Annotated in this window: 13 protein-coding genes and 1 pseudogene; 7 read left to right on the top strand and 7 right to left on the bottom strand. The window is 69.7% G+C overall.

Annotation, left to right across the window (positions count from 1 at the left end; genetic code table 11):
* Positions 1-11: 11 nt before the first annotated feature.
* Entirely contained in the window at positions 12-281 is a 270-nt protein-coding gene (locus FCN22_RS22890) for a cold shock domain-containing protein (RefSeq protein WP_137123345.1), read from the top strand.
* Between the two features lie 106 nt (positions 282-387).
* Positions 388-735: a DUF1294 domain-containing protein gene (locus tag FCN22_RS20035; protein ID WP_137123334.1), complete on the top strand. Its 348-nt coding sequence runs from the start codon at positions 388-390 to the stop codon at positions 733-735.
* A gap of 11 nt (positions 736-746) precedes the next feature.
* Here FCN22_RS20035 and FCN22_RS20040 read toward each other — a convergent pair whose 3' ends face one another.
* From FCN22_RS20040 to FCN22_RS20055, 4 genes are read right to left on the bottom strand one after another with little or no spacing between them, the layout of a single operon-like run.
* Positions 747-2,075: an SWIM zinc finger family protein gene (locus tag FCN22_RS20040; protein ID WP_137123335.1), complete on the bottom strand. Its 1,329-nt coding sequence runs from the start codon at positions 2,073-2,075 to the stop codon at positions 747-749.
* The gene (locus tag FCN22_RS20045) at positions 2,072-5,185 is read right to left on the bottom strand and encodes a hypothetical protein (RefSeq protein ID WP_137123336.1); all 3,114 of its coding nucleotides are present in this window, start codon (positions 5,183-5,185) and stop codon (positions 2,072-2,074) included. The genes FCN22_RS20040 and FCN22_RS20045 overlap by 4 nt, the downstream gene beginning before the upstream one ends.
* A gap of 48 nt (positions 5,186-5,233) precedes the next feature.
* Entirely contained in the window at positions 5,234-5,893 is a 660-nt protein-coding gene (locus FCN22_RS20050) for a response regulator transcription factor (protein WP_137123337.1), read from the bottom strand.
* Positions 5,890-7,599: a sensor histidine kinase gene (locus FCN22_RS20055; protein WP_137123338.1), complete on the bottom strand. Its 1,710-nt coding sequence runs from the start codon at positions 7,597-7,599 to the stop codon at positions 5,890-5,892. Before FCN22_RS20055 ends, FCN22_RS20050 begins: the two co-directional genes overlap by 4 nt.
* 413 nt (positions 7,600-8,012) lie before the next feature.
* On the opposite strand from FCN22_RS20055, the gene hpf reads away from it, so the two are divergent.
* The 3 genes from hpf to FCN22_RS20070 all read left to right on the top strand — a co-directional run bounded on the left by hpf (position 8,013) and on the right by FCN22_RS20070 (position 10,789).
* Entirely contained in the window at positions 8,013-8,732 is a 720-nt protein-coding gene (gene hpf / locus FCN22_RS20060; protein WP_137123339.1) for a ribosome hibernation-promoting factor, HPF/YfiA family, read from the top strand.
* A 72-nt stretch (positions 8,733-8,804) separates the two neighbouring features.
* Positions 8,805-9,566, top strand: coding sequence for a response regulator (locus FCN22_RS20065; protein WP_137123340.1), 762 nt, complete (start codon positions 8,805-8,807; stop codon positions 9,564-9,566).
* Entirely contained in the window at positions 9,563-10,789 is a 1,227-nt protein-coding gene (locus FCN22_RS20070; protein WP_238384869.1) for a winged helix-turn-helix domain-containing protein, read from the top strand. The genes FCN22_RS20065 and FCN22_RS20070 overlap by 4 nt, the downstream gene beginning before the upstream one ends.
* Here the strand turns inward: FCN22_RS20070 and FCN22_RS20075 are convergent.
* Positions 10,786-11,565 carry an HAD family acid phosphatase gene (locus tag FCN22_RS20075; RefSeq protein ID WP_137123341.1) on the bottom strand — a complete coding sequence of 260 codons (780 nt, stop codon included), beginning with the start codon at positions 11,563-11,565 and terminating at the stop codon, positions 10,786-10,788. The two genes, FCN22_RS20070 and FCN22_RS20075, sit on opposite strands and share 4 nt — an antisense overlap.
* A 153-nt stretch (positions 11,566-11,718) precedes the next feature.
* Positions 11,719-14,109, bottom strand: a complete 2,391-nt coding sequence (locus tag FCN22_RS20080; RefSeq protein WP_162308270.1) for a GNAT family N-acetyltransferase — start codon at positions 14,107-14,109, stop codon at positions 11,719-11,721.
* 114 nt (positions 14,110-14,223) lie between these two features.
* On the opposite strand from FCN22_RS20080, the gene FCN22_RS20085 reads away from it, so the two are divergent.
* The gene (locus tag FCN22_RS20085; RefSeq protein WP_274381649.1) at positions 14,224-14,562 is read left to right on the top strand and encodes a GNAT family N-acetyltransferase; all 339 of its coding nucleotides are present in this window, start codon (positions 14,224-14,226) and stop codon (positions 14,560-14,562) included.
* 84 nt (positions 14,563-14,646) lie between these two features.
* A complete protein-coding gene (secA, locus tag FCN22_RS20090) occupies positions 14,647-17,439 on the top strand; it encodes a preprotein translocase subunit SecA (protein WP_137123344.1) in 2,793 nt (930 codons plus the stop codon).
* Between the two features lie 45 nt (positions 17,440-17,484).
* Here secA and FCN22_RS22985 read toward each other — a convergent pair.
* Positions 17,485-17,621: pseudogene (locus FCN22_RS22985) on the bottom strand (IS30 family transposase); the annotation flags it as partial.

The raw sequence follows: 17,621 nt of genomic DNA on the forward strand, positions 1-17,621 counted from the left end.
AGATCCCGCCGATGGCCGCCTACTTCACGAAGCCCCGCCGTTGGACCTCAAACCCCACCACCCCAAGGGACTCTCCTTCACACGGCCCAGCTTGGGGATATCCGAGCCAAGGAGCGGGAAGCGTGCCTTCAGACAACAGCGCCAGGTCTCAGCGCGGGGTTTTGGAGGACTGGAACGACGCCCGGGGTTTCGGCTTCATCACTCCCGCCGGTGGAGGCTCGCGTGTCTTTGTGCACGTGAGTGCGTTCCCGCGTGGGCCGAGGCCTGCCCCCCGGTTGTGAGGTCACCTCCGTCGAGACTCGTGACGAGCGTAACCCGGCACGCGTCTCACGGGTGCGGTACGCGGCCCACGGACGAGCCGGCAGCACAAGGACCAGTGCAGTACTAGTGGCTTCCGCCTCCGCCGTGTTGTTCTTCGCTCTCCAGGTGGTCCTGTTGGTGGAGGATCAGATTCACGTCGTGTTGTTGGCTGCCTATGGACTGTTCAGCGCAGTGGCGTTCGTGCTCTACGGCGCGGACAAGTCCGCAGCGAAGCAGGGTAGATGGCGCACGTCGGAGTCCACCCTTCACACGATCGCCCTGGTGGGCGGTTGGCCGGGTGCCTTGGTCGCACGACAGGTCTTCCGGCACAAGACGGTCAAACAACCGTTCCGCACCATCTTCTGGTGCACGGTTGTCACCAACTGTGTGGCACTTGCATGGTTCGTGTCCGAGGCACCCTTCGCACTGCCCTGACAGGGGTGCGGTCAGTCCAAACCCGAGTCGCGGAAGGTGAGGATGGCCGCCAAGACGTGCTTGCAGGGGCCACGGTTGCCGTCGTGCTCGACGCCCCAGGCGCAGTCGCAGCGCAACTGCTTCGTCACCGTGTAGCGGTTGCCGTAGCTACCCTCCACCTTCCAGCCGTCGCTGCCGTCCCTGATAGAGCCACTTTCCAATAGCTTGCGGGCCGAGGCAAGGCGGGGGTTGCGGCGCAAGACCTTGTCGCTGTCGATGGGCAACTCGCGGTGGAACCACGCGCCTTCCGTCAGGTCGTAGCCGAGTCGCCCGCAGGCGGCGAGCCAGCCCAGGCCAGAAGCCACCTTGCCGGGGCCCAGGCCGGTGCGCTCGGCCAAGTCCTTCGGGTCGACGAGCGGCGTCCAGCCGAGCTCGGCGAGCACTCGTCGCCCGTGCGACTCTGCGTCACTGTCGGTGAGCAGCGTGAGCAGGGTGCCTTCGCCCGAGAAGCCCCGGAAGGGATCGGGGCTGAGCACCAGGGTGAAGCGGCCGCCCGGCACGTCGAACACCCAGGCCGTGGTGCCGTTGACGTTGACGTACACCGCGAGACGCGAGGCGTGCCGGATGATTCGGTCGGCACCGCGGAGGCGCGAGACACCAGGTAGCGGAAAGGACTTCGGCAGCGCGCGGGTCGCAAGGCGCCACCCCGAGGGCATCGGCAGGACGTTCATCGACGGCCCCGGCGGGGCGACCCGCGGGAGGGTCGAGAAGAAGCGCGCGATCGCCGGCCCGCGAAGCTCGGCGACGCGCGTCATCGCCGCAGTGAGCGCCGGCACCTCCGCCAGGCCCCGGACCCACCGCTCCGGCAGGTTGACCTTGCGTTCCACATGCGTGCCCGCCAGCGACGACGCGCGCAGTTCGTCCCGCCCGACGCTCAGGTGCATCGCCTCGGCCCGGTTGACCCTGGCCAGGGCCTTGCGCAGGGGAGGGTTGATGTCGACGTTCGTCGTGCCGAAGCCGACCTCGCCGCCGCCCAATCCCTCGCGGAGCAGGTCAAACCGAGCGTGCACACCGTTGCACGCCGAGAACGACTCGAAGCGCAGGCAGGTTCCACCGGCCGTCACGACCGGGTCCATCGAGGCGAGGCGCGCGGCCAGTCCGGCGTCGGCATACCGACTGGCGGCCACGTCCGCGACGGCAAGCAGGCCGGAGGCGGCCACATCAGGCCGGTCCAGGAAGCCGGAGAAGAACACCGGGCTCTCTACCAGCCCCGTTGGCGTGACACCGAGTCCGGTCGCCAGCTCGAGGCGTTGGCTCTCGGGCGAGCGAGTCAGCACCGACTCCGCCGCGAAGGAGCTCATGCCGACACCCGCTCGTCGGTCTCATCCAGGGCGTCCGGGGCGGTCATCGAAAGTGCCTCGACCAATGCCCGCGCCTCCGTCCGACCCCGCGCGTTCCCTGCACCGTCGGCGAAGGCGCGCAACGATTCCGGTATGACGGGTTCGGGCACCTCATGTGCGTAGTCGCTGAGCAGGCCCATCAGCGCGGGCAGCTCCGCGAGCGGTTCTGGGACCGTACACAGCGCGGCCGCGATCTCCAGCAGTGACGGCCACAATCCACGAAAACCACCGAACTCGAAAGCAACCCAGGCCGACCAGTTGATCGCCGCCAGCTCCAGCGTCCCCACCGCATGTCGCCGGAGCGCGGCCTCCGCGGCGAGCTGCGGGTCGAGCCGATCGAGCCGCAACACCGACAGCATGGTGGACACGACGACGTCCACACCCCCCTGGCCGGTGCGTGTCATCAGCTGGAGAAACCGGTCGTGCATGGGAAGCCCCAGCGGACCGGCGATCAGGGTCGGGAACGCGCCGTAGCCATCCCATTCGGGACGGTCCAGAGCGGCGCACCGGTCTCCCCAGAGCGGCATCATCCGCACGGCGTCGACCATGGGGCCCGGGCACCACGGGTCGGCGCGCAACTCCTCTGGCAGGGCGGCACAACGCGACCACGGGACCGGAGCCACCGCCGCCGTCGACCACTCGCCATCCTCCACGACGGGGTCCAGCGGAGGCAGCCCACCCCGGGCCAGCCAGGTCCGCACGAGTTCCACCGCGTCCCAGGCCTCGTCGCCGTCCGGGCTGGTGAACGCCGCGTCAGTCATGACCTCGAGCGGGGCCAGCTCGACAGCGCGAGCCGGGTCGGTCGGCCGCAACCGGTGCAGCGCCTGCACCAGGTCCAGCGGCCCGACCGAGACGCCGCCGGCGGCCACCGCTCGCAACCGGCCGAGCAGGTCGTCGAAGTCGAGCGTGCCCTCGCGATAGGTGGGGGTCGACAGCAGCACCGACGTCTGCTCGACCTTGGCCAACGCTTCGCACGCCAGCAGGAAGGTGAGCCGCGTGGTCGCTTCGTTGAGCCACACCGGCAGCACGATGGTCTCGTCCCCGGCTGCGGTCACGGCCTCCACGATCGTCGCCTGTCCCGCGTAGTCGAGCCACGGGTTGTTCGTGAGCCGACGGTGGTGCTCCAGCGCCGTCATTGACCGGTGGGCAAGCCGCCAGAACGTCGTGGCGTCCAGGTGCCCGGCTGCCCACAGGTCGATGGCCCCCGGCACCGGGAAGGGGTGGCCGGGCCGCTCGATGCCCCGCAACAAGCGGCGGGAATCGGCTACGCCGTGCTCGTGGATCGCCCGCACCGCCACGGCCAGGAGCCGGTCGGCAAAGGTCAGGTTCACTCGCTCCATGCGCTGGACGTAGTCCGGCCGCACCACCACCAGGTCGTTGTCCTGCATTCCGTGCCACGAGCTCGTCGCCTCGAGCTGGCGCCGCAGGGCGGGCACGTCGAGCACCGGATCGTCCACCCGGAGGGTCGAGGGCAGCACGTTGATCGGGGCGCCACGCTGCCACAGCCCACGCACCCGCGGCGGCACGTCCTGCGCACCGGCCTGCCGCAACCCCGCGACGTAGTCGTCCACGTCGACGGCCGCCAACAGCGAGCCGAGCCGACGCGCCTCCATCTGCGCCTTGCTGCGCCCACTCTGGGCGGCGAGGGCCGCGACGTATGGCGGGAGCTCGCGCGGGCGAGGTACCTCCACGGCATACGTTGCGAGCAGGCGAAGGAGGTCAGCCAGCCCGGCCGGCTTGCGCGGCATCCGACAGGCGGTGTCGGCCAGCTCGAGCGCGACCGGCCAGACCGGGCGCAGGCCACCAGCCAGGAACAGGTCGTTCAACTCGCCGATGAGGGTGGACAGCGGCACCTGCCCCAGTGGCAACTGCTTGCGCCACCGGGTGCGGAAGGCGTCCACCTCCAAATGGGTGGCAGGCTCCAGGCCCCACAGCCCCAGCACCGGCGCCTCGCTGTCGGACTCGGAGTCGGTGCCATCGTCCCCGAGGGCGGTGAGCGCCTCGGTGACTTTGGAGATGAAGGCCGCGTCGTCGTCAGTCGCGAGGACGCGCAGCGCCTCCCGCACGGCCGAGTCGCCGACCCTCGCGCGCAGGGACGGTCCAACCAGCGCCTTCAGCAGCATCGACTTCTGGCGGCGCTCTGGGCGGCCGGCGACGACCGTCGTGAGCTCGAGCAGCCCGTCGGGGTCATCGACCAGTTCCAGCGCCATGGGGAGCAGCACCTGACCGACCGAGCCGTGGGCAGTGGAGATGACGCCGAGCAGATAGGTCAGGCCGCCTGTGATCTCATCCGGCCGCGGGTTGAGCGCCGTGAAGACTCCGGCGAGGACGCGTTGGCTGGCCGGGCGCTGCGGGGCGGTCATCAGCCCGAGCACGTGCTCGAGCAAAGCCTCTCGATCCAGCACCCCGGCAGCGACAAGCTCTGGGACGGCATCGGGCAGCCCCGGCACCTGGCCGCAGTGGCCGGAGGCGAGGTAGTGGTGCAGCAGGTCGGGCATCAGCGGGTCGCGGGCCAGCCAGTCGCGCACCGCGGCGACGTCATAGGTGGGTGCTCCGGTGCCCGCCGACCACGCGGCGAGGAAGGTTGCGCCGCTCGGGCAGGGCAGCCCGTGGTGGATGACGGCCGCGCGCACCACGCGCGACAGGTTGGCGTTGACGTTGCGCGCCTGTCCGCCGAGTCCGACCCCGCTCGCGGTCTCGGCGAACTGTCCCACCCAGGCCCGGTCGGTCTCCCAGAGCAGGTGGACGAACTGCGCCTCACCGTCGCACCGCATGAAGTCCCACAGGTCGCGCCACGGCACCCGGCGTGCCGCGGTGGTCGGCCCGCACAATCGGACCGCACACATCGCGATGATCCAGGAGGCCTCCCACCGCGCGCGAGACCGTTCCTCATGGTCCGCACCGGCGAAGTCGAGCGCGTGCAGGTCGCGGACGAAGCGACGGCTCCCGGCGAACCACTGCTTGGCCTCCGCCAGCTCCTGATCGGTCAGCGAGTCGAGCAGCAGGCGACCACCCACGACGTCGCCGGTCTCCAGCAGCGGCGTCAACCGGTCGACGAACGGCTTGGCCATGCTCCCCCCAACCTTCCTGGCCGGCAACGGACCCGGCCGGTGCAGCGGTCAGGCGGTCAGGGCGGCCTGCTGCGCGGAGCGGGCGCTGTTCGGCACCAGGCCGTGCTGCACAGCCGCCATGGCCAGGGCCGCGCGGTTGTGCACGCCGAGCTTGTCGTAGAGGCGCGCGATGTGGGTCTTGACGGTCGACTCGCTCATGTAGAGGGAGCGGGCCACCTGGGAGACCGAGGCGCCATCGAGCAGGCTCGCCATGACCTCGGTCTCGCGCGGCGTGAGCCGCGGCTTGCTGGACGACTCACGGCGCCGCAGGGCGTCAGACAGCCCGTCGGCGACGAAGCTGCGCGGGCGGTGCACGGCCTGGCGTACGGCATACAGCACGTCGTCGGACGGGTCGCTCTTGAGCACCAGCGCGGAGGCGCCTGCGTCGAGGGCCTCGAGCAGCGTCTCGTCGTCGTTGTGCATCGTGACCACGACGATGCCCATGTTCGGGTAGTGCTCTCGCGCATAGCGGGCAAGCGACAGACCGCTGCCGTCGGGCATCGAGACGTCCACCACGAGCAGGTCGTGCTGCTTGGCCAGCAGGCTGTAGCCGTCGGCCAGACAGGCACCCTGTCCCGCCACCTGGAACTCCGGGGCGGAGTCGATGAGGCGGGCGAGGCCCTCGCGCACCAGCGCGTGGTCGTCGACGAGGATCACCGAGAGAGTCATCGCAGGGGCATCCGTTCGTTGGTGAGGGGCTGGGGTGCGCGCCGGGGCGTGCCGTGCAGAGCGACCTGCACGACCACACCGGTGCCCGGCAGGCGGTCGACGATGACCTGCCCGCCGAGGTCATTGATGGGGTGGTCCTGAAAGATACGCTGGTGCAGCTCGCTGGCACCATCGTGGGTGATGCGCAGGAAGGCCTGCGGAGCGGTCACGCTGAGGTTGACATCGAGAGCCGTGGCGCCGGGCGCGTGCCGCGCGTCGTCGAGGACCTTGAGGAACAGGCGGTAGAGCAGGGTCTCGGTGTGGGCCGGGAGCCGGAAGCCGGTCTCGTTGAGCCGCAGGGCGATGGACAGGTCGCTGCTGGTGCCGAAGCGCTGCAGCCGGCTGCTGATCACGGCGCCGAGGCCCTGGTCCGGGCGCACCGCGACCCGCAGGTCGGCGATCCGCAGGCGCAGCCCGGACAGGACGTGGGTCAGGTCGGTGCGCAGCCCGTCCATCGGGTTGGGCAGGTGGGGGAGGTTCTCGGCATACTGCCGGCGCACCATGTCGATCTGGTAGCCGAACGCCACCAGCTCCTGCGCGATGCCGTCGTGCATCTCGCGGGCCAGGCGCTCGCGCTCCTCCATGCCGGCGTGCTCGCGCAGCGCGGCGAAGGAGAGCGCGACGTCGAGGTTGGGGCCGTGCTGGTGGACGATGTCCTCGACCACGGCGACGTCGTGGCGGTTGAACGGCAGCGAGCCCTCGCGGTCGGCCACGAGCACTCCGATCGACTGCCCGTCGGTGTCGCGGATCGCCACGGTCAGCACCGTCCGGCTGCCCGTGTCGCCCTGCCATGCCTCGACGATGGCCTCACCGGTGGACCAGGTGTGCTGCAGCGGCGAGCCCTCGACCTCGGGTCCGGGCCACGGAACCCGGTCACTGCCGCGCAGCGCGAGAGGCACCGCAGGGTGGTCGCTGGTGCCGACGAGGACGGCTGAGCGGCGCAGCGTGATCTCCTGGCGCAGTGCCTCCAGCATCATCTCCGCCGAGGCGGGCACGTCGAAGCCGGCGTCCATGCTGCCCGCCAGGGTGTCCAGCCGCCGCAGCAGAGCCGCCGCTTCCTGGGCGGCACGGGGCGTGGACTCCTCCTGGTCGCGCTCCATGGTGGCGACGCGGGCGCCGACGAGGCCGGTGATCAGGGCGATGACGAGCCAGAGCAGCGTGCTCGTGCGGTCGGTCTGGCTGGACTGCGTCCCGACGAAGCGGTCGAGGATGAAGATGAGCGGGAAGAGGCAGGCGACGGTCCAGCTGGCCAGGGCGCGGCCGGCATACTCACCGATGCGCAGGGCCGGGATGAGCAGCATCGGCAGCAGGCCGTGTGCGGCTGGCATGTTGTAGCCGATGACCGCGGCGATGAGTCCGGCGCCGGCGAGCTCGAGCGCGATGGCCGGGTGCACGTGGGGCATGACCCGCGGGTGGCTGCGCGCCACCCAGGCGGCGGCGAGCAGGTCGAGGGCGAGCAGCGCGGCCGCGGTCGGCACCACCACCTCGGTGAAGCCCTCCAGGATCCCGACGCCGACCCCGACGACGATCAGGAAGAGAACGAGCACGCGACGCTGCCGCGCAGTGTCCGCGACCAGCCCACCCCTTGTTGACACGTCATACCCTGCCGTCTGCGGGTTTCCCCCCGCGTGGTAGTTGAACCTTCGACGGAATGCATCATGGCCCACACCACCGACATTGTCTAGCGAATCCGGGAAGATTTTTTACCTCGCCTTTACCTTCAGATGACCTGTGGCAGACGTACGGCTGCCTTCGCCGATGCAGTTGCACTACGGAATGAGTTGACTCCCGCCGCCCGGGGTGCGGGCTCGGCGATACCCCGTCGGCCAGTCCACACCAAGACTTGACCCCGATTTCGTCAGCGGTGTGTCGTTTCCAGATCGGGTCGACTACGGTGCGAACTATGACCTTGGTGGTCGTTGCCACGGCAGCGCCGGACACGGGTCGCGTCCCACGCCACTACTCGTGGGGCCGGCCCGAGGCGCGTCGGGGCACCTCCAGAGCAAGGGGGTGATGCAGCAGCCGAAGGGGCCTCGCGGGCCCGGAGAGAACTACGCGTCACCACCCTAGGAGGGCACCTGTGGAGATCACCGTCACTGGACGTCACGTCCAGGTCACCGACCGCTTCCGCCGTCATCTGGACGAGAAGCTGTCCAAGATCCCGCAACTGGCACCACGCGTCATGCGCGTGGATGTCGTGATCAGTCATGAGCCCAACCCCCGCCGGGCGCAGGCCTGTGAGCGGGTGGAGATCACCTGCCACGTCAAGAGGTCGGTCATCCGCGCCGAGGCCTGTGCGGACGAGGAGTATGCCGCGCTCGACCTGGCCATGACCAAGCTCCTCGAGCGGATCCGGCGTGCGCAGGACCGCCGCCGCGTGCACCGGGGACGGCAGAGGCCGGAGTCGGTGGGTGAGGCGACCGCACGCCTGGCGAGCGAGCCGGTGGGACTGAATGGCGAGTCGGGTGACACGGCGGAGAACGACCAGGAAGAGCGCATGCACCAAAAGCTCGGCACCCACGGCAACTCGCCGATCGAGGTGCGCGAGAAGGTGCACCCCAGCGTCCCGATGGGCATCGACCAGGCGCTGAACAACATGGAGCTGGTCGGACACGACTTCTACCTCTTCGAGGACATCGACACCGGTCAGCCGTGTGTCGTCTACCGGCGCCGCGGGTGGTCCTACGGCGTGCTGCGGCTCGACCGTCAGGAGGCCTCCGGCGACGACGAACAGATCGAAGGACAGCTGACCGCGACCGACGAGCAGGAGCGTGACGAACCCCGGGCGCGCGTGAGCTGACCAGGCGCACCGGTGGCAGGTGGCGTGCGATACTCCTGTTGCCTGTCACCGGTGCGTGCCATCATGTCGCCCATGACCAGCGTGGATGCCGTTCCTGCGTCACTGGCACAGGGCGTCGAGAAGGGGATACCACCGTTGCAGGAGAAGCCAAGCTCGACCACTGCAGGGGGTGACCCCGAGCCCATCCGCGTCCTCATCGCGGACGACCACGGGCTCTACCGTCGCGGGCTCCAGGCCGTCCTCAGCCTCGAGCCCGACATCCACATCGTCGGTGAGGCAAGTGACGGGACCGAGGCGATCGAACGTGCCGCGGAGCTGCTGCCCGACGTGGTGCTCATGGACATCCGGATGCCGCGTGCCAGCGGTATCGACGCGTGCGCGTCGATCAAGGCGACGGCGCCGTCCGCGCGGATCATCATCCTGACCTCGTCCGACGACGAGGGCGACCTCTACCAGGCGGTCCGAGCCGGCGCCAACGGCTACCTGCTCAAGGACATCCCGGGTGAGGAGATCGCCGAGGGCCTGCGCGCCGTCCACTCGGGGCAGTCGCTCATCTCCCCCTCCATGGCCTCCACCCTGCTGTCGGAGTTCAGCTCGCTGATCCAGCGGCAGGAGGAGTCGGTGCCGGCGCCCCGGTTGACCGAGCGCGAGATCGAGGTGCTCAAGCTGGTGTCGAGGGGCATGTCCAACCGCGACATCGCCGAGGAACTCTTCATCTCCGAGAACACGGTCAAGAACCACGTGCGCAACATCCTCGACAAGCTGCAGATGCACTCGCGGATGGAAGCAGCGATGTATGCCGTGAAGGCCAAGCTGGTCGAGCTGCCCGAGTGAGCCCGGGCACGGTCCCGGCCCCTCGCGTCCTCTCCCGATCGCAGGCACGCCGGATCGCGCTGGCCGCTCAGGGTTTTTGCGACCCGCGACCTGCGCCGGGCGCCGCGACGATGCGGCACGTCGGCCGGGTGATCGACCGGGTCGGCGTCATCCAGATCGACAGCGTCAACGTGCTGACGCGCAGCCAGTACCTCCCGCTGTTCTCCCGGCTCGGCCGTTATGACACCGGCCTGCTCGACCGCGCACGTGACCGGGCACCGCGCCGGCTCGTGGAGTACTGGGCGCACGAGGCCAGCCTCATCCCGCCGTCGACCTGGCCGTTGCTGGGCTTCCGGATGCGGCGGGCACTGCACGACTCGTGGGGTGGGATGCGCCGGGTGGCGCACGACCACCCCGAGCTGGTCGTGGCCGTGGCCACCGAGGTGCGGGCCCGAGGGCCGCTGACCTCGCGCCAGGTCGAGGCGGCGCTCGAGCACGACGTGCCCCGCGACCGCGAGGAGTGGGGCTGGAACTGGTCGCTGGTCAAGAACGCGCTCGAGCACCTCTTCTGGGCGGGAGAGATCACCAGCGCCGGCCGCACCGCACAGTTCGAGCGGCGCTACGCCTCGCTCGAGCGAGTGATGCCCCGCGACGTGCTGCCGCACGCGGTCTCACCGCAGGTGCGCCCGCCCGACGACGTTGCCTTCCGCGAGCTGATGCGCATCGCGGCACGCGCAGTCGGCGTGGGCAGCGAGCAGTGCCTGCGCGACTACTTCCGGCTGAAGCCGGAGCAGGCCCGCCCGGCGCTGGCCTCGCTCGTCGCGGAGGGCGAGCTGGTGCCGGTGACGGTGCAGGGCTGGAAGCGGACGGCATACCTGCATCGGGATGCCCGGGTGCCGCGGCGGGTGCACGCGCAGGCGCTCCTGAGCCCCTTCGACTCCCTGATCTGGCAACGGGATCGGACGCTGGCGCTGTGGGGTTTCCACTACCGGCTCGAGATCTATGTGCCGCAGGGCAAGCGGGTGCACGGTTACTACGTGCTGCCGTTCCTCTTCGGCGAGCACCTCGTGGCCCGGTGCGACCTCAAGGCCGACCGGGCCACGGGGGTGCTGCGGGTGCAGGCCGTCCACTGGGAGCCGGACGCGCCCCCCGAAGCGCGCCCGGCTCTCGCGGACGAGCTGGCCTCGATGGCCGAATGGCTCGGCCTCGACCGTGTCTCATCGCCCGCGGGGCGCCGCTCCTAGGGCAGGAAGTACATCGGGTTGGGCAGCTTGAAGGTCCGGTCGGCGAATCCGCCTGCCAGGTCGGAGAACTGGTCGCCCACGTTGGCCACGATGTGGTTACCGGTCCGGTTGATGTGCTTGCGGGTCAGCGACTTGTACTGGATCGTCGTGCAATCCGGCGCACAGGTCATGTAGGCCGGGGGGTTGGCCCTGTCCCGGGTGTAGATCGCGTCCGGCGCGGGGTAGCCGACCTTGGTCAGGTTGCCGATGGTCGCGTCCTGCTGGGTGGAGGGGCGGCCGGTGAGGTAGACCACGTCATACCCCATCGCCTTGGCCTTCTTGACCACCTTGACCATGCCGAAGGTCGCCGGGAACTTCTCTCCCATCACGAATTCCGCGTTGGTGTCGGGGTTGTAGGCGAAGTTGCTGAAGATCTCGTAGTTGTAGGTCAGCAGCGATGTGTCGTCCACGTCGAGCAGGAGCGTGGGGTCCGACCCGTGGTACTTCGCGTGCTGGCGCGCCTTGAGCAGGTTGGTGATGCGCCGCTCGATCCGGTGCATCTTGTGCCCGTAGCCGGAGTCCTCCGAGGCGGTGCCCGTCTTCTCGGGGTCGCCGTAGTAGGCGTAGATCTGCTGGCGGACCAGGTCGATGTTGGGCGGCTCGTGGGACCCGGTGTATCCGGGATGCGAGCCACCGTCGCCGGAGGCGAGCGCAGCGGGGACGCCGGCCCCCACGAGGACGATCGCGGCGACGCCGGCGGTGATCCAGCGGGGGCGGGTCACTGTTGTCTTCGACATGGGTGGTGCGACCTTTCGACGGCGGACGAGGCCACGGCGGCGGCACGGTCTCCTGGTGTCGTCGGAGGGGCCTCGGCTCTCTCAGGGTGAGCGGGCCACCACACAACGAACCACTCCTCGCCCGCCCTGTCCACCGTTTCGGCGCATCCCGGGTCAGCCCGTCCACTCGGTGGCGAGCAGGTCGAACCGGCGCAGGTCGACGTACGATCCGTCGCCCAACCGCTCGGCCGCCCGGTCGCGTCCCACCTCGCTGAAGCCGATGGCGGCCGCGATCCGCGCCGAGCCCTCGTTGCCGCCGGCGACGTTGAGCCGCAACCGGCGCAGCCCGAGGCCGCCGTCCTCGACCGGCAGGAAGGCGTGCCGCACAGCCAGCCCGACGGCCTGCCTCATGGCACCACGACCACGCGCGTCCGGGTGCAGCCAGTAGCCGACCTCGGCCGTCGTCGGGTCCTCGCCGGACAGGTCCATCAGACCGAGCGAGCCCACGCACCGGTCCGTCCTCGCGTCGGCGACGCACCAGAAGAGTCCCGCGCCGTTGCGGTGCCGCTCGCGGGTCATCTCGACGTAGCCGCAGCCGGCCACCTCGTCATACGGCTCGGGCAGTGTGGCGAGCCAGTGCCGGCTGACGGGGTCGGTGCAGGCCTCCACGATGCGAGGTATGTCGTCCTCCTGCCACTCCCGCAGCCGGATGCCGCGTCCCTCGATCGTGGCCGGCTCCAGACCCCGTCCGGCCTCGCCTCGGCCGGCACCACCCTGGGCTCCGGCCGCTGGCTGGTCTCGGGTCGCATGCCCCGTCCACTGGACGCCGGCTCCCGCGCGCCCGCCGCGGTTGTCGTCGGCGAGCAGCTCGAAGAAGGCACCGTCCGAGATCGAGCCGTCCGACCGCGCATACGACTGGTGGTCGATGCCCCAGAGCCGGAAGCCGGCGCCCTGCAGGATTCGCTGCGAGGGTGTGTTGGCCCGGTCGGTCACCGCGTGCAGCCGTCGCAGACCCAGCCCACCGTCGGCCGCCGGGCGGAACGCGTGCTCGACCGCCGCCGCGACGGCCTCGCCGGCGAAGCCCCGGCCGCGGGCGTCGGTGTGCAACCAGTAGCCGAGTTCGGCGTTGCCAGGCGACCCCTCACCGATGGCGAAGATCTGCACCGTCCCCAGCGCCGCGTCGGTCTCGCGGTCGGCGACGCACCAGAGACAGGCCGTGCCGGTGTCCAGCTCGCGGCGCTTGCGCTCGAGCCACTCGTCGAAGGTTTCGACGTCGGGCTGGGCACCGGCGGGCATGAAGCGTGCGCTCGCGTCGTCGATGCCATGGTCGGGGCGCGGCCGGTCGGACTCCCGCCACTCGCGCAGCCGCAGTCGCTCGGTCTCCAGCACGGCCGGCACCGTCGGGGCCACGCGCGCCGCCTCGCGGTCGGCGGAGCGCAGCAGCTCGAAATGCAGGCCGTCCGTGGGGCCCTCAGGGTGGGCCATGACCTCGTGCTCGTGCCCCACCTGCACGAAGCCGGCCCGGCGGAGCGCCCGCTGCGACCCTCGGTTGCCGATGTCCGTCCCCGCCTCCAGCCGATGCAGCCCCAGCCCTCCCTCGTCCTTCGGCGTGAACGCGTGCCCGACGACCAGGTCCACCGCCTCGGACAGCGCGCCGCGACCACGCCCCTGCGGGTGCAGCCAGTAGGCGACCATGCCGGACCCAGCCATGAGGTCGAAGCCGAGGCGGAACACGTTGATACTGCCCAGCGCCTCATCGGAGGCGGCGTTCGCGATGCACCACACCACGCTGTCGCCCTCGGCGGGACGCGCCCGCTGCTCCACCAGCCAGGCGTCGAACGTCTCGGTCGTCGGCACGAAGCCGGTCATGAAGGTCTGGCTGAGCTCGTCGGGCGCCTGGTCCGGTCGCGGACGGTCGTCCTCCCGCCAGGGACGCAGCCGGACGCGCTCACCCTCCAGCGTGGGGGTGTCGAGCCACTGCTTGGCCGGCTGCATCGGCGTGCCCTTGGCCAGCGTGCCGATCCACCCGTCGCGCCGCTCCCCGCGCTGCGCCAGCAGGCCGCGCACCGTGCCCTCCACCGTGAACCCGCACGACCACGCCACCCGCCGTGAGCCCCAGTTGCCGACGACGGCGCGCCAGTGCACCGTCTCGATGCCGTGCTCGAATGCATGGGCCAGGGCGAGCCGCACCGCCCGTGACATCACACCGCGGCCCCGCGCCCACGGGTGCAGGCCGAAGCCCACCTCGGCGACGCCCTCGGGCGTCGGCCGATAGTCGACCGACCCGGCAAATCGGGGTATGCCGCTCGGATCCTTGGCCTCGATCGCCCAGGCCCGCGTGCCGTGCTCGTCCGCCCAGCCTCCCGGCACGATGGTGCCGATGAACACCTGGGCCTCCTGCACGCCATACGGCTGCGGCACCGTGGTGAAGCGCACCATCTCCGGGTCGTTGCACTGCTGCACGATGTCGGCCACGTCCGACTGCCGGTGGGCGCGCAGCGTCACGATCCCGTCCGACAGCACAGGGACGACGTCGGGGTAGGCAGGGGAGAGGGCGCCGGGCATGTCGACAGCCTCGCCGATCCGCGGTCCCACAGGCAACGCGGTTTGGTCCGCACGGGGCCGCCCCGCCGATGTCCTGCGCCGCGGTCGCCCTGGCCGCCGCCGTGCAGGACATGAGTGGGGCCCCGGACCCAACCGTGGCAGCATGGCGGCATGGCAGACATCGACGTGACCGACGACCCGCAGACAGGACGCTTCGAGGCACGGGTGGACGGGGAGCTGGCCGGGTTCTCGGAATACCGCGTGCGGGACGGTCGCATCGTCTTCACCCACACGGAGGTCGACGACGCCTTCGAGGGAGAGGGCGTCGGCTCCGCCCTCGTGCGCACCGCACTCACACGGGTGCGTGAGGGCGAAGGCCTGCAGGTGGTGCCCCTGTGCCCGTTCGTCAAGGCGTGGATCGACCGCCACCCGGACTTCCAGGATCTCGTGGCTCCCGGGAACCCAGCATCGTGACCTGCCGTTGATCACTCATGGCCAGATTGCGACTAACCTAGGCGGGTCCGGCCCGACTGTCAGTAGTGCAACCAGGAGCTTTGCGTGCCCAAGATCGTTGAGAAGATGCTGCGAGCCGGCGAAGGCCGTGTGCTCAAGAAGCTCCAGGGCATCGCCAAGCAGGTCAACATCCTCGAGGAGGACTTCGAGAAGCTGACCGACGCCGAGCTGCGCGAGGAGACCGACACCTTCCGCAAGCGGCTCGCCGACGGCGACACCCTCGACAAGATCCTGCCCGAGGCGTTCGCCGCGGTGCGCGAGGCGAGCAAGCGGACCATCGGCAAGCGGCACTTCGACGTGCAGATCATGGGCGGCGCGGCCCTGCATCTCGGCAACGTGGCCGAGATGAAGACCGGTGAGGGCAAGACGCTCGTGGCGACCCTCCCGTCATACCTCAATGCCCTCGAGGGCAAGGGCGTGCACATCGTCACGGTCAACGACTACCTCGCCGAGTACCAGTCCGAGCTGATGGGTCGCGTCCACCGCGCCCTCGGACTCGAGACCGGCGTGATCCTGTCGTCCATGACGCCGGCCGAGCGGCGCGTGGAGTACCGCAAGGACATCACCTACGGCACCAACAACGAGTTCGGCTTCGACTACCTGCGCGACAACATGGCGTGGTCCACCGAGGAGCTCGTGCAGCACGGCCACAACTTCGCCATCGTGGACGAGGTCGACTCGATCCTCATCGACGAGGCGCGCACGCCGCTGATCATCAGCGGGCCCGCGGACCAGGAGACGAACAAGTGGTATGTCGAGTTCGCTCGCATCGTGACCAAGCTCGAGCGGGGTGAGGACGGCCAGGGCGACTACGAGGTCGACGAGAAGAAGAAGACGGTCGGCGTCCTCGAGTCCGGCATCGACAAGGTGGAGGACCTGCTCGGTATCGACAACCTCTACGAGAGCGTCAACACACCGCTGATCGGCTTCCTCAACAACGCGATTCGCGCCAAGGAGCTGTTCAAGCGCGACAAGGACTACGTCAACCTGAACGGCGAGATCCTCATCGTCGACGAGCACACCGGCCGCATGCTGGCCGGGCGGCGCTACAACGAGGGCCTGCACCAGGCGATCGAGGCCAAGGAAGGCGTCGAGATCCAGAACGAGAACCAGACGTTCGCCACGGTCACCCTGCAGAACTACTTCCGCATGTACGACAAGCTCTCCGGTATGACCGGCACGGCCCAGACCGAGGCCGCCGAGCTGAACCAGATCTACAAGCTGGGCGTCGTCACCATCCCCACCAACATGCCGATGATCCGCGCGGACCAGGCCGACCTCGTCTACCGCACCGAGGTCGCCAAGTTCAGCGCCGTCGTCGAGGACCTCGTGGAGCGGCACGACAAGGGCCAGCCGGTGCTCGTCGGCACGACCAGCGTCGAGAAGAGCGAGTATCTCTCCGACCAGCTGCGCCGCAAGGGCGTCCCGCACGAGGTGCTCAACGCCAAGCACCACGAGCGCGAGGCAGCGATCGTCGCCCAGGCCGGGCGCAAGGGTGCGGTCACCGTCGCCACCAACATGGCCGGTCGAGGCACCGACATCATGCTCGGCGGCAACCCCGAGTTCACCGCCGTCGCCGCGCTCAAGCAGCGGGGGCTCGACCCGGAGGAGACGCCGGAGGAGTACGAACGCGCCTGGGACGAGGCGCTCGAGAAGGCGGAGAAGGCGGTGGCGGCCGAGCACGACGAGGTGACCGAGCTCGGCGGCCTCTACGTGCTCGGCACCGAGCGGCACGAGTCCCGGCGCATCGACAACCAGCTGCGCGGCCGCTCCGGACGTCAGGGGGACCCCGGCGAGAGCCGCTTCTACCTGTCCCTGCAGGACGACCTGATGCGGCTGTTCAACGCCAACATCGTCGACCGCTTCATGCAGTCGGCCAAGATGGAGGACGAGGTCCCCATCGAGTCCAAGATGGTGTCGCGCTCGATCCAGAGCGCGCAGAGCCAGGTGGAGGCGCAGAACTTCGAGATCCGCAAGAACGTCCTGAAGTATGACGATGTGCTCAACAAGCAGCGCGAGGTCATCTACGACGAGCGTCGCCGGGTGCTCGAGGGCGAGGACCTCGAGGAGGAGATGCGCACCTTCCTCAACGACGTGGTCGTCGGCTACATCACCGAGGAGACCGGCTCCGGGTTTGCGGAGGACTGGGACCTCGAACGGCTGTGGAACGCGATGAGGTCGCTCTACCCGATCTCGCTCGACCTCGAGGAGATCGAGCAGATGGCGGGGGCGCGGGGCAACATCTCCGGCGAGCTCCTGACCGAGCAGCTGACCTCGGACGCGCAGACCGCCTACGACCAGCGCGAGGCGGAGCTCGGCTCCGAGGTGATGCGCGAGGTCGAGCGACGCGTGGTGCTGTCGGTCCTGGATCGCAAGTGGCGCGAGCACCTCTACGAGATGGACTACCTCAAGGAGGGCATCGGCCTGCGATCGATGGCGCAGCGCGACCCGCTGGTGGAGTACCAGCGGGAGGGCTTCCTGATGTTCCAGGCGATGAACGACGCGATCAAGGAGGAGTCGGTCGCGTTCGTCTTCCACGCCGAGATCGATGTCGAGGGGCTGCAGGCCGAGATCGCCGCCCGCAAGGCCGCCGAGGAGCGCGAGGAAGACAACAGCGAGGAGGCCGAGGCGCAGCCGGTCGTCACCGTCAAGGGACTGGAGGCGCCCCAGCCGGCCGCGCAGCTGCGCTACACCGCACCGTCGGAGGACGGCTCGGTGGAGGAGCGGAGCGTCCGCTCGGACGGCATGGCCACGGCCACCGCGACCGCCGGGCAGCCCTCTCGCGCGGAGCGGCGCGCGAGCGCCAAGAAGGGCAAGAAGAAGGCCAAGCGCCGCTGACCCCCACTTCTCGGTGGGATCTTCGTGAGGTTTCGGCCGGCGGATTCAAGCGGTGGGTGCAACACCGTGTGGATCTGACTGTTCCGACAGTAGTTGGTCGAGGGCTTCGGCGGGGGTGCGCCAGCCGAGGCGTTTGCGGGGCCGGTCGTTGAGCTCGGCGGCGACCATGTCCAGGTAGCCCG

Source organism: Segeticoccus rhizosphaerae, assembly GCF_005222685.1.
GTDB lineage: Bacteria > Actinomycetota > Actinomycetes > Actinomycetales > Dermatophilaceae > Segeticoccus > Segeticoccus rhizosphaerae.